Raw genomic sequence first — 12839 nt, forward strand, 5'->3', positions numbered from 1 at the left:
TTTGAACATTGACTTTTCGCCGAGACCTCCCGTCTCAGCGTTTGCCTCTTTTCGAGAGCGCAAAGGTGAAAATCAGGGCTATGACAAGCACTGCGCCCTTGACGAAATCCTGCGTGTAATAGGGCGCGTTCATCATCGTCAGACCCTGCAGAAGGATGCCGACGAACAGCGCGCCGATGGCGGTGCCGAATGCATTCGGCTTGGCGGCCCCCAGTACCGCAAAGCCGATGAGGGCGGCGGCCACAGCATCCAGAAGCAGATTGTTGCCCGAGGCTATGTCTCCGCGACCGAGACGAGCGGCAAGCAGGATTCCGCCAATCGAAGCGAAAACGCCGGAGATCATATAGGCTGTGATCTTGTAGGCATTCACCGGCGCACCGGCCAGACTGGCCGCACGCTCGTTGGAGCCAACTGCATACATCATGCGGCCGAAACGGGTGTATTCGAGGAAGAACCAGATGACGATCGCCAGCACGATCAGAACGACCACCGAGACCGGAACGAGGTTTGGCAGGATCAGATCGAACCGATGGCGGCCGAGCGCCAGGAATGCCGGACTGAAAGCGCCGGTCGCTGTTGAACCGTCAGGAAGTGTCATGCCAGCTGCGATCGAGCGGCCCTCGGTCGGAATGCGCTGAAGCCCCAGAAGCAGGAACATCATGCCGAGCGTCGCCAAGAGGTCCGGTACCCGCATGTAGACGATGATCAGGCCGTTGATGAGGCCAACAGCCATGCCGACAGCAAGGCAGACAAGTGTCGCGGTCAAGGCATCGCCACCCAGCACCACCATCACATAAGAGGAGGCCATCATGGCTGTCGTGGCGACAGAGCCGATCGAAAGATCGAAGCCGCCGACCACAAGCGTGGCCGTTACGCCAAGCGCCAGGATCCCCGTGATCGACACCGATTGCAGGATGAAGACCGCACTCTGAGGCGAGGCAAAGCCCCCGGTAACCAGAGAGAAATAGAGGACCATTCCTGCGAGAAGAACAAGAAAGCCGTATTTGATCGCCGCTTCACGTATGTTCAGACCGGCCGGTGGAACGACGCCGGTGGTGGCGGATTTGCTCTCTTCATTCATCATCTTGCGCTCACCTGTTGATAGGAATTTCCGGCGATCTCGGATAGCAGCCGCTCGACATCGATGTCTGTATTGCGGTGCTCGCCAACGATGGTCTGTTCCGACATCACCAGGATGCGATCGGCGACCTCGAAGGCTTCGTCGAGTTCCGTCAGGAAAAGAATGGTAGATCGGCCCGCGGCGGAAGCGCGAAGCTTGTCGCCAATGTCCCGGCGCGCGGCAATGTCGACACCCTGGAAGGGCTCATCGAGGATCAGCAGGCGTGACGGTTCGGATAGCCAGCGGCCGACCATGACCTTCTGCTGATTGCCGCCTGACAGCGTCTGCATCTCGTCGCGCTCACTTCGGCAAACAACGCCCAGATCGGCGATCTGCTGTCGCGCCTTTGCTCTCTCCGCCCGACGGCTGGCAACACCCAGGGAGGAAAGGCGTCGCAGGAACGGCAGGCTGATATTCTCATAGATATTGAAATCCGGCACGATGCCGCTGATCGCCCGGTCCTTGGCAACAAGGAAAACGCCGCGCGCAATGGCCTGTCTTGTTGTCCTTGGCGCGTAACGCGTGCCGTCGAGTGTCATCTCGCCGGCGGCCGGTGTGCGGGCGCCGAAAAGTGTCTCGGCGAGCGCGCTCTTGCCGACGCCAACGAGCCCCGTGACCGCGACGATCTCTCCATCACCGAGGTCAAAATCGAATGGACGTGTCTGCGAAGAAAGCTTCAGTCCGCGAACGCTAAAGACCGGACGGCCCGCTGCACGCACGGCAACGTCGCCAGCGGCGACCTTTCGTCCGAGCATCGCGTTCACTGCGCCCTCATAGTCCAGGTCCGGACCTTCAAAACGGCCAGTAATGCGGCCGTCGCGCAGCGCCAGAATGCTGTCAGCAAGGCGACGAATATCTGACATGCGATGGGAAATGTAGAGAATGGCGACGCCACGCTCTTTCAGCCGATCGACAAGCTCGAACAGGCGGTCGGCCTCGGCGCTCGATAGCGACGAGGTGGGCTCGTCGAGGATCAGAACCCGCGGCTCATGGGCCATTGCCCTTGCAATCGCCACCATTTGACGGTCCGCGAGGGTCAGGTCGTTGATGCTCGCGGAAAGATCGATCGAAAGACCCATGCGTTGTGCGACGGCCGCAGCCTCGCGGCGTACCCGGCGCGGATTGAAGAACAATCTGGCGCCGCGTCCATTCAGCCGGTCAAGAGTAAGGTTGGTCGCAACATCAAGGTCGGCAACAACGCCGTCATTGATGTTCTGGTGCACGGTAACCACCCCTGCCCGGATCGCCTCGGCTGGCGTAGCTGGCTCGAAAGCAGCTCCCGAAAGCGTGATGGTGCCTGCGTCCCGCGTGTAGACACCGGAGAGAATCCGCACGAGCGTGGATTTGCCGGCACCGTTGGCACCCATCAAGACCGTTACCGCGCCAGCCTTGAGCTCGAGATCCAACCCCTGGAGCACCGGCACCTGGCCAAACGATTTGCGCACGCCCTCCACGCGAAACACTGCGATTTCACCCATGCATTCCTCCCATTGGCATCACGTTAGGATAGCCATTCATCAAATGTCAAGGCCGTTGACAATTGACAGAATCTCGCCTTAGCTTTGCGCAAAGACAGCATGGAGCATGCGGTGGAGGCCGCCCCGTGCACAGGAGGAGATTGCCATGGACAGCCAGGCCTTCGAGGCTCTCAGTGCGGATACATTGCCGGTTCGACTAGGCGGAAACACTGCCGTCACGGACCGGATAGGTGAGGATTCATCTCGGTGGACCATCAGGGAAGTCGGCGACGGCAACCTCAATCTGGTCTTCATCGTGACGGGCGAAAAGGGCGCAGTCATCGTCAAGCAGGCGCTACCCTATGTGCGACTCGTCGGTGAGAGCTGGCCGCTGCCGCTCAAGCGTTCGTTCTTCGAGTATCATGCACTGACGCGTCAGGCGCGGCGCGATCCGGGCATGGTGCCGGAAGTCTTTTTCTTCGACGAGACCCAGGCGATCATCGTCATGGAGTTTCTGACGCCGCACGTCATCCTCAGGCGGGCCCTGATCGATGGGAGACCACTGCCGAGAGTGGGGCGCGATCTCGGCCTGTTTGTTGCCCGCACGCTGTTTCGCGGCTCCGACTTGTCTATGGTGACGCGTGAGAAGAAGGCGGATGTCGCACTGTTCTGCGACAACGTCGAGCTCTGCGACATTACGGAAAACCTCGTCTTCTCCGATCCCTATTTCGAAGCGACACTCAACCGCCACACCACACCACAACTCGATCCGCTCGTGGCTGAACTGCGATCCGACCGGGACTTAAAGGTCGAGGCGCAGCGCTTGAAGCACATCTTCTCGGCCAAGGCAGAAACGCTCTGCCATGGCGACCTGCATACGGGCTCCGTGATGGTGACGGAACACGAGACGCGCGTCATCGACCCGGAGTTCGCCTTTTACGGCCCGATCAGCTTCGACGTCGGCATGTTGATCGCCAATTTCTGGATAAGCTACTTCTCGCAGGCGGGCCATGAGACCACCCCTGGTGCTCGCGACGAGATGCGCCTCTACCTGCTTGAGACGATCGAGACGTTGTGGGACACATTCCGCAGCGAGTTTGCCCATCTCTGGCGCACCGAGCGCCGGGGCATCCTCTACCAAGCGAGCCTGTTCGAAGATCGACGGGATCCGCTTGCCGCCGAGCAGGCATTGAACATCGTCATCGATGAGATCTGGTCCGAAATGCTCGGGTTCGCCGGCATCGAGATCCACCGTCGTGTCCTCGGCCTCGCACACAATGCCGATTTCGAAACCATCGCCGATCCCGAACGCCGTGCATCCTGCGAAAGCAAGGCGCTCAAGCTCGGGCGTCACCTCGCCGTCAATCGACAGCGCATCCACAGTCTCCGGGACATCCGAACTGCCGTGGAGCGACTTGAAAAGGAGATTCTCGCGTGAAAGTCGGAGAACGCCACTACCATACCATCTGGGTGAACGAAGACGGTCGCTCGGTCGACATCATCGACCAGCGCTGGCTGCCGCACGAATTCCGGATCGTGACCTTGAAGAGCGTCAACGACGTTGCAGTCGCAATCCGCGACATGTGGGTGCGCGGGGCGCCCCTGATTGGTGTGACCGCCGCCTATGGCGTTGCAATCGCCATGGCAAAGGACCCATCGGACGCGCATCTCGATGCCGTCTGGGAGGAGTTGAACGAGACCCGCCCGACAGCAATAAACCTGCGCTGGGCACTGAATGCCATGCGCGCTCACCTCGCCGATCTGCCGGCGGACGATCGTGCCGAGGCTGCCTACAAGCGTGCCGCCGAGATCGCCGAGGAGGATGTTGAACTCAACCGCTCCATCGGCGCCAATGGTCTCGCGGTGATCCGTCAGATCGCCTCGACGAAGAAACCGGGTGAACCGGTCCGTATCCTCACGCATTGCAATGCCGGATGGCTCGCGACGGTCGATTACGGCACCGCCACCGCCCCCATCTACATGGCCGTCGAAGCGGGCATTCCTGTTCATGTCTATGTCGATGAAACGCGGCCGCGGAACCAGGGGGCCTATCTCACAGCCTGGGAGATGAACGGACATGGCGTGCCCCATACGCTGATCGTCGACAATGCCGGCGGGCACCTGATGCAGCACGGCGATATCGACATGGTGATCGTGGGAACCGATCGGACCACTGCAAACGGCGACGTCTGCAACAAGATTGGCACCTATCTCAAGGCGCTCGCAGCCCGCGACAACGGCGTACCGTTTTATGTGGCACTGCCTTCGCCGACCATCGACTGGACGGTGCGTGACGGTGTGAAGGAGATACCGATCGAGGAACGCGCCGCCGATGAGGTGAGCTTCGTCCAGGGGCGCGCAACGGACGGCTCGATTGCGACCGTGCGCATCTCGCCGGAGGGCAGCCCTGCCGCCAACCCTGCTTTCGACGTCACGCCTGCGCGCCTGATCACCGGCCTCATTACCGAGCGCGGTATTGCTGCGGCGTCGCCCGAGGGTCTGAAGGCCCTTTTCCCGGAACGGAGCTGAGACTATGAGCCTGCCCAACGAAAAATCCACCGAAGAGATCGCACTCGGCATCCGGCGTCGCGTGTTCTTTCACACGATGAAGCACAATGGTGGCTATCTCAGCCAGGCCTGCTCGGCAGCAGAAAGCCTGGCCCTGCTCTATAACGAATTGCTGAAGCTCGGCGAACCAACGCTGCCCAAGGTACCATTGCCGTTCCGCGGCGTTCCCTCGGCAAACAACCCGGATTCCTTCACCGGCGCCGGCTATCATGGCCCAATCGGCCCGGAATATGACCGTTTCTTCATTTCACCCGCTCATTATGCACTCGTGATCTATTCGGCGCTGATCGAGACAGGCCGCATGGACGAACATGCGCTCGACCACTTCAACAAGGACGGCGGTTCGGTTGAGATGATCGGTGCCGAGCACAGCCCCGGCATGGAGGTGACAACCGGGTCCCTCGCCCAGGGGCTCTCCATGGCATCGGGTGTCGCCTGGGCGCGGCTTCGGAGAAAGGAATCTGGCCAAGTCTGGGTCTACATGTCCGACGGCGAATTCCAGGAGGGACAGACCTGGGAATGCCTGGCGGCGATGAGTTACCATCAGATCGACAATATTCGCGTCGTCGTCGACGTGAACCGGCAGCAATGCGACGGCGCCATGTCATCGGTGCTCGATCTTGGCGATCTCGCAGCCCGTGTCACATCATTCGGCGTGACATGCCGCTCGGTTAACGGCCATGACCTTGATGCCCTCCGGAACGCAGCAAGCAGTGCCGAGCCGGGCAAGCCGCTCGTCATACTTGCCAATACCTCGCCGTATCAGGGCATGGATTTCCTGAAGAAACGCTTCCCGCGGCTGCACTATGTCCGCTTCAAGAGCGTCGAGGAAAGGCAGGAAATGCGGGTCGCACTTGCCGCCGAACTCGGTATCGATCTTAACGCGATGGAAGGAGCCTGATCATGGTCGAAATCGTCAACCGACCCTATGCCAGGGCTTTCGAAGCTTTCGCCACGGCGCGCCCTGAAGTACTCTGCCTGTCTGCCGACCTCACTTCCTCCTGCGAGGTCGATGGTTTCCGGGACCGTCATCCCGACCAGTTTCTGTCGCTGGGCATGGCCGAGCAGAACATGCTCTCCTTTGCCGGCGGTCTCGCCATGCAGGGATACCGCCCCTTTATCCATACGTTTTCAGTCTTCCTGTATCGCCGGCCTTACGACCAGTTGATCAACTCCATTGCCTATTCCAACCGCAAGGTCCGCCTGATCGGCTTCCTGCCCGGCATCACCACGCCCGGCGGCATCACCCACCAGGCGATCGAAGACATAGCCATCCTGCGCGCCGTCCCGAACATGACGATCCTCGAAACGGGTGATGCGACGGAAGTGGAGACCGTGCTCGAAGTCGCCGACAGCATCGACGGGCCCGTTTATGTTCGCATCCTTCGCGGCGAGGTGCCGCGGCTGTTCTCGACGCCGTTTGAGTTCAACAAACTGCGTACGCTGTCACAGGGTGATGACATTCTGGTCGTCTCCTCCGGCGTTTGCACCGAGGAAGCCCTGCGTGCCACGGGGCCGCTCACGGCGCGCGGTATCGGCGTCCATCATCTGCACGCCTCCACCCTGAAACCCTTCGACCGTGACGGGCTGATCGAAGCCGCGCGCGGCAAGAAGGGCGTCATTACCCTGGAAAACCACACGATCATCGGCGGCCTCGGCTCTTCGGTGGCGGAAATCCTTGCCGAAGAAGGGCTCGGCATCCGTCTGAAGCGTCTCGGCCTGAAAGATACCTTCGCCCACGGCGCGTCAAAACCCTATCTCATGAAGAAATACGGGCTCGACGCCGGTGCGCTCGTGGCCGCTGTCGGTGAGCTCACCGGCAGGTCAGTTGATATCGGCGAGGATGAGCTTGCGGAAGTTCGCCTGGATCACGTCCATTCGGCCCAGAAGGCGGAGGCGCTGTGATGGCTCCACGCTTCAGCGTCACTTATTTCGTTCGTGCAAGTGATGAAGAGGAGGCTAGACAACGCGCCCTCGACATCGCGCTGGAACAGACGGTAGAAATTCCCCGCAGCTGCGTTCCGAAGGGCTATGTCGAGGATGAGATACTCGGCAGGCTGGAGACCTTGGAGAAAGACCCATCCGGCAGGCCGGGATATCTCGCCGACATCTCCTATTCGGAAGATGACGTTGGCGGTGATTTCCTGCAATTCCTCAACATCGTCTTTGGCAACAGTTCGATCAAGCCGGGTCTGAAGGTCGAAGACATTGCGCTGTCGCCGGGCATCCTCGCCTTGAGCAAGGGACCTCGCCATGGCATTGCCGGACTGCGCGCGAGGGCAGGCATAGGCCAAACCCCGCTGCTCATGTCGGCCATCAAGCCTGTCGGGCTGCCGACTTCCGAACTGGCTCGTCTGGCCCATGACTTCGCGCTGGGCGGAATGCACTTCGTCAAGGACGATCACGGGCTTGTCGACCAGAAGACCTCGCCGTTTGAGGAGCGGCTAAGGGCCTGCGTCGAGGCAGTCGGTGAGGCGAACGCGAAAACGGACGGGCGCACAAGCTTCGTGCCCAATGTTACCGGTCCGGCAACAATGATCGTCGAGCGTGCAATGTTGGCACAAGAGACCGGCGCGGGCGCCGTGATGATTGCTCCGGCACTGGCCGGCTACGATATCATCCGAATCCTGGCCGCGGAGCCGGATTTCTCGCTGCCGATCATCTCCCACCCCGCGTTTTCCGGCGCCAACGTTGTGTCGCCCGATTGCGGTTTTTCCCATCGCAGCTTCTTCGGCACCTTGCATAGGCTGATGGGCGCCGACGCGGTCATCTATCCGAATTTCGGCGGCAGGTTCGGTTTCACCCGGGACGAGTGCCTGTCTATTGCCAAAGCCTGTGCGGACGAAATCGGGGGGCCGAAGGCGATCGTTGCGGCTCCTGGTGGCGGCATGACGTTCAGCCGCGTACCCGAAATGCGCGAGGCCTATGGGAGTGATGTCATGTACCTGATCGGTGGCGCGCTGCTTCAGGAAGAGAATCTGGTCGACGCCTGCCGACGCCTCGTCTCAGCGGTATATTCGTAAGGCAAATGCGTCTGAAGCTATCGTAGCTGCGTCAGCGAATGCACCTGCCCAGCGTGTCGCGCATGTCGCCAAATGGGCGGAGGCATGAAACGGGCCGGCCCCTTTAGGATCTGGCTGGATGGAGAAGGCGCGAGGGTTCCTGAGGCAGGATTGGAGCAAAGATTGGGGGTAGAGGTCTGCCGCGACCCGACATGCGTGAACGGCAATTGACCGACAGGCATCTGTCTTTCGCCAAGGACAATGTTGGCAGCCTATTCGGCCATCAGAATGCAACCCGGTCCGGGTCCACGATATCCCAGTGCTCTTGTGCAGTCTCAGTTCGCGCTTTCTGATCTCGGAGCTTCAACGAGAACGATCGCCCCGACGGGTGGCCTGTTCCGCCGGCCAAGATCGTCCTTACGGAAGCCGGTGAAGTCGGGCGGACGCTCCACAGGGCAAGTGTCCAATGGCGGCGCCAAGATCGCCGCGCGAGAGAAAAGCAACTCTGCTGGGCAATATTCTGGCACGCATGGCAAGTTCAGCGGTCGCGACACGCCGCCATAGTCGTGCGTTTCGAATATCCTGTCCCAGTCTTCGCAGGCCGGCTTCACCTTGGGGACACATTTCAATCGTCCACATTTGAACGACTCTGGCCACCAATCAATCATATTTGATGGATTGAGGCGGGGCCAATGTGTTCTCACGGGACGGAATGCGTACCAAAAGAACGCCGCTCTTGCTGCCACCCCATCCCGGCGAGAAGAACCTATCCGGCAGACCCTTGAGTCACGATGCAAGGCCCGATCTCAGCCCAACGGTCACGCTGATTAACGCGCGTCAATGATGACGCATGAGCAAGCAGGCATGGAACTAGCTGTCATACGCCTGCCCGGTCCATCAACTCCTTCAGCGCCTCGGGATAGGACATCCTGTTCTGCTCGCAGAATATCAGGAACCGGTTGAAGGTCGACACCGGCGGCCGGATGTTCAGGTTGGCCGAAGGCTCTGAGGGCTTGCGGCGCGTCAGCTTCTGGATCGGCTCCCGTGCCACGAAACCATGGCGTTCACCGATCTCGTCAATCCGCGCGTCAGCGATCTTTAGCGGCTCTTCCGCATCAGGCGTGATGTTGGCAAGTTTGCCACCGAAACCCAGGTTCTTCCCGCTCACGCTGCAACCCTCGCATCAATAACCAGATTCACCAGCTCCTCCGCGAGCCGGAATGCATTGTCTCTTGCGGCCGGCAAGCCATTTACGTTCCTCGGATCAAGCTCATCGAGATCCTGCTGGTAAAAAAACATCGCCTTGTAGGCGGACCGCTCATTCAGATGGTTTCGAAACATCGGCACCTCGCTTGCCTTCAATTGCGCCGTGATCTGCGTTTCCAGCTTGGAGGCTATCGCTGGCGACGTCCGTGTGAACAGCACCCTGTAGGGAATGGTCTTTTCGAAGGCCTGTTCTTCCTCGCGGATGAGATGGATCGCCCGCGCCGCAAGCTCCGCATCCGGCGGACTTGCCTGGATCGGAATGATCACGAGTTGCGCCCGGGCGAGCGCTCGGGACATGAGCCGGCTCGCGGTACCTTCAAGGTCGACGAACACGAACTGGTATTTCTTGCGGTAGTCATCAAGCTTGCCGGTGATCGTAGCCTCGGTGATCCCGCCATCTACGACAACAGGATTCCTCGAACTCCCTGCCCGCCAACCCTGGATCGCCCTGTTGGGGTCGCAGTCGAGAATGATGACGCTTGCACCCTGCTGCGCCAGCGACGTGGCAAGCACGAGGGCTGCTGTCGACTTTCCCGCCCCTCCCTTAGGGTTGGCTACTGTGATCACCGGCATTGTAGGCCTCCAGCTTAACTCGATACAACGCATTATAATGCGTCAAGATACGTTATAATGCGTCTTGACGCGACACAATGCGATCAGCAGCTACGGAGCGGCTTTTCGGAGAGTTTTCCAGCGATGATTGCCACGTGTAAGGACCTTGCCTCAGATCAGTTTTCGCGGGATACAGCGGTCGGCGGCAATTTCAACGATGGTCGGGCCATATGCGGCCGCCCACGAGACACTGCCCATGCAAGCTTCCAAGGGAGCCCGCACAATTGCCAACTTCGCCGACCGCAAGATTTACGTTGAGTGTCTGAGATGTGAGATCCGGCGCCGCTACGACGGCAGCGCCATGCTCGCCCGTGTCAGTGCTCGGGTTGCGATGCCTGATCTGCTGAACATGATCGCCCGTGGCAACGGCTGCATCCTGAACGATGCACCGACACCAAACGGCATCAGGTGTGGTATGCACTATTGTGGCGCGGTCGAGACGATCTGCGACCGAACTTGATCGAGGTCCATGCTGATCAACTCCCTGGAAAGCACACCAGCGGATGGCTGCCTCTATACTCTTCACATCTTCGAAAAGGCCGCAGAATCATAGATGGTGCATGGCAAACCGTGAGGACTGGAGCGAACAACGCTCGACTTGCGGCTGCAGCATCGATCTGCATATCATGCCGGCGTCGGCTCAATGTTGCGCTTCATGCCGAAGGGTCGGCCTTGCTCGACACGTTATGCTACGAGACACTAGCCCGCGTCGTATTCCGGCATGGACTGCGGCCAATTGCTAAGGTGCCGTCGCAGAACGGGCCCGGTTACCCCTGCTTCATGTCCACTATGCATCTTTAGATTAGTCGAACGAGGACAGTTTGGATGTGCAACCTCTACAACATCACGACCAATCAGGAAGCCATCAGGGCGCTTACCAAGGCGATCGACCGCCTTGGCAACCTCGAGCCGACGCTGAACGTCTACCCCGACCAGATGGCGCCGATCGTCCGCAACAGTGCGGGCGGGCGCGAAGCAACAATGGTGCGCTGGGGGATGCCCTCATCGCAGAAGGCACTCTTTGACGCCGCCTCCAAGCGTGCCGACAAGCTGCGCGAGAAGGGCAAGCCCGTCGATTTCGACCACCTGCTGAAGCACGAGCCCGATCGTGGGACGACGAACATCCGCAACACGGCCAGCTCCCACTGGAAGCGCTGGCTAGGCGTCGAGAACCGCTGCGTTGTGCCGCTCAATCGGTTCGCCGAACCGGATCCCGCCTCCAAGCCGGAGGGTGGCGTCACGCCAAACGCCTGGTTTGCCGGTGACGCAACCGAACCGCTGATGTTCTTCGCGGGGATCTGGGTTTCGCAATGGGAAAGCGTGCGGAAGGTGAAGGACGGCCTAATACGTGACGATCTATTCGGCTTCCTGACGACGGAGCCAAACGGGGTCGTTGGCCCCATTCATCCGAAAGCTATGCCAGTGATCCTGAAGCGAGAAGAGGAGATTGAAACATGGCTCACCGCACCTTGGCCTGAGGCGAAACTGCTCCAGCGCCCGCTCCCGGATAGTGAACTGGTGCTCCTTCGGACCTAATGCAAAGTTTAGCACGCTACGTCGAGGAACCGTCCGGTTGAGCGCAGATACGCTATGATTTCTAAGATCAAGTGATCTCTTTCACCATATCGGTTGCAGATCTCCCATACGACTTCCGCCTTCTCATCCGGAAGGTTGGGATCGCCGATGACGTAGAGTTCGCGGCCTACCCCGCATATCGGCACACCAGCATCGACCAGCTCGGAAACGAAACTCGGGATGTCGTCCATTTGCATTCGGCGAAAGGTACTCGCCGAGATGTTTGGGGCAACCCAGAATTCTTAGTGGCAATGGACGCTACCAGTCTTTCTGTCCATGTGGCAGCATTGACCCGGCGGCAAACTCTTGCGGCAGCCTCCGCCGTGAGCGCCGGCCGGTGCGAAGGACGAAGCGAGTAGCGCGACGGCAAGCGAAATACGAAGGGTCATGATCTCCTCCCTTGTAGAGGGGCGACCATAACAATCAGCGCGAGCGTGTCCATCAGGTTGAGGAAACTAGGTTAAACCGCGCCAAGGGCGCGAGCGATCTGCAGCCCTACCGAGACGACGATGCCCGCGATTAATAGGGCGAGCAAGCCGATCTCAAAAGCGTTTCTCACGGTTTCACTCGCATTTCGCGCCACGGACGACGCACGGCCATTCGAACCGACCGGCCCACAGACCTCTATTGCTCGCCTGGGCTTGTCTCTGATCGGCAGCGTACCTGCCGCGGCTATACTTTGGCCAGTCGATCGCATGCCCCTGCTGGACCATCCATTTGTGGACGTCGGCACCGTCAGCACGGCGGCATGTTCCCACGAGCCTGTCCCAGCTTTTGCCCTTGATCTGACAGGTTGTCGGGCGAGATCTCGCCAGATACACATCGAGCGCCTCAGCAGAGACCTTGCCGCACCAGTAGGGCTTTCCGCTCGCATCCTCGCAGCGCTGCCGAGCCTCAGGGGCGTCTATTCCGTCAAAGCGGATCCGCTGCCCGCGGATCTCGATCGTATCGCCGTCGATCACTGAAGCGCGGCCGGTGACTTCCTGTGCTTGGGCTTGGGGCGGAAAAGCCGCCAGAATGAATATGACGGCGCCCAAAAGTACTCTCATTGCATGCTCCGAACAATTACCGTGCGTTGCATCGTATGGAAACGGACAGATTGCAAGGTGGCACTAGGGGCCGCGGGCGGCGATCCATTGATCGCTCGTATTGCCGGTCGCCATCGGGAGTATAGTCCGCCGGTCTTGAACCTCAGATACCGTTGCGAGTATGCCGCATTTTGAGTGCGGCGCTTTCGAC

The 12839-nt window shown here is 60.0% G+C and carries 12 protein-coding genes; 7 read left to right on the top strand and 5 right to left on the bottom strand.

The features are described from left to right. Positions 1-34: 34 nt before the first annotated feature. The gene (locus BSY240_RS11120; protein ID WP_069042344.1) at positions 35-1084 is read right to left on the bottom strand and encodes an ABC transporter permease; all 1050 of its coding nucleotides are present in this window, start codon (positions 1082-1084) and stop codon (positions 35-37) included. Further along, entirely contained in the window at positions 1081-2598 is a 1518-nt protein-coding gene (locus tag BSY240_RS11125; RefSeq protein ID WP_069042345.1) for a sugar ABC transporter ATP-binding protein, read from the bottom strand. Before BSY240_RS11125 ends, BSY240_RS11120 begins: the two co-directional genes overlap by 4 nt. A gap of 145 nt (positions 2599-2743) precedes the next feature. On the opposite strand from BSY240_RS11125, the gene mtnK reads away from it, so the two are divergent. The 5 genes from mtnK to BSY240_RS11150 are packed head-to-tail and all read left to right on the top strand — an operon-like array spanning position 2744 to position 8168. Then, complete coding sequence (gene mtnK / locus BSY240_RS11130) at positions 2744-4015, top strand: S-methyl-5-thioribose kinase (RefSeq protein WP_069042346.1); 1272 nt, start codon at positions 2744-2746, stop codon at positions 4013-4015. Continuing rightward, positions 4012-5106 carry an S-methyl-5-thioribose-1-phosphate isomerase gene (gene mtnA, locus BSY240_RS11135; protein WP_069042347.1) on the top strand — a complete coding sequence of 365 codons (1095 nt, stop codon included), beginning with the start codon at positions 4012-4014 and terminating at the stop codon, positions 5104-5106. The genes mtnK and mtnA overlap by 4 nt, the downstream gene beginning before the upstream one ends. A 4-nt stretch (positions 5107-5110) precedes the next feature. Continuing rightward, a complete protein-coding gene (locus BSY240_RS11140) occupies positions 5111-6046 on the top strand; it encodes a transketolase (protein WP_069042348.1) in 936 nt (311 codons plus the stop codon). A 2-nt stretch (positions 6047-6048) separates the two neighbouring features. After that, entirely contained in the window at positions 6049-7050 is a 1002-nt protein-coding gene (locus BSY240_RS11145; protein WP_069042349.1) for a transketolase family protein, read from the top strand. Continuing rightward, complete coding sequence (locus BSY240_RS11150; protein ID WP_069042350.1) at positions 7050-8168, top strand: RuBisCO large subunit C-terminal-like domain-containing protein; 1119 nt, start codon at positions 7050-7052, stop codon at positions 8166-8168. The genes BSY240_RS11145 and BSY240_RS11150 overlap by 1 nt, the downstream gene beginning before the upstream one ends. A gap of 856 nt (positions 8169-9024) precedes the next feature. Here BSY240_RS11150 and BSY240_RS11155 read toward each other — a convergent pair. Continuing rightward, the gene (locus BSY240_RS11155; protein ID WP_069042351.1) at positions 9025-9315 is read right to left on the bottom strand and encodes a hypothetical protein; all 291 of its coding nucleotides are present in this window, start codon (positions 9313-9315) and stop codon (positions 9025-9027) included. Continuing rightward, positions 9312-9986 carry a ParA family protein gene (locus BSY240_RS11160; RefSeq protein WP_069042352.1) on the bottom strand — a complete coding sequence of 225 codons (675 nt, stop codon included), beginning with the start codon at positions 9984-9986 and terminating at the stop codon, positions 9312-9314. Before BSY240_RS11160 ends, BSY240_RS11155 begins: the two co-directional genes overlap by 4 nt. Positions 9987-10221: 235 nt before the next feature. On the opposite strand from BSY240_RS11160, the gene BSY240_RS11165 reads away from it, so the two are divergent. Together BSY240_RS11165 and BSY240_RS11170 are read left to right on the top strand one after the other, a co-directional pair. Further along, positions 10222-10485 carry a hypothetical protein gene (locus BSY240_RS11165; protein WP_069042353.1) on the top strand — a complete coding sequence of 88 codons (264 nt, stop codon included), beginning with the start codon at positions 10222-10224 and terminating at the stop codon, positions 10483-10485. A 365-nt stretch (positions 10486-10850) separates the two neighbouring features. Then, positions 10851-11561 (top strand): SOS response-associated peptidase, encoded by a 711-nt coding sequence (locus tag BSY240_RS11170; RefSeq protein ID WP_069042354.1) that lies wholly within the window; start codon positions 10851-10853, stop codon positions 11559-11561. 602 nt (positions 11562-12163) lie between these two features. Here BSY240_RS11170 and BSY240_RS11180 read toward each other — a convergent pair. Further along, the gene (locus BSY240_RS11180; RefSeq protein ID WP_069042356.1) at positions 12164-12649 is read right to left on the bottom strand and encodes a thermonuclease family protein; all 486 of its coding nucleotides are present in this window, start codon (positions 12647-12649) and stop codon (positions 12164-12166) included. Between the last annotated feature and the right edge of the window lie 190 nt (positions 12650-12839).

Source organism: Agrobacterium sp. RAC06 (assembly GCF_001713475.1).
GTDB lineage: Bacteria > Pseudomonadota > Alphaproteobacteria > Rhizobiales > Rhizobiaceae > Allorhizobium.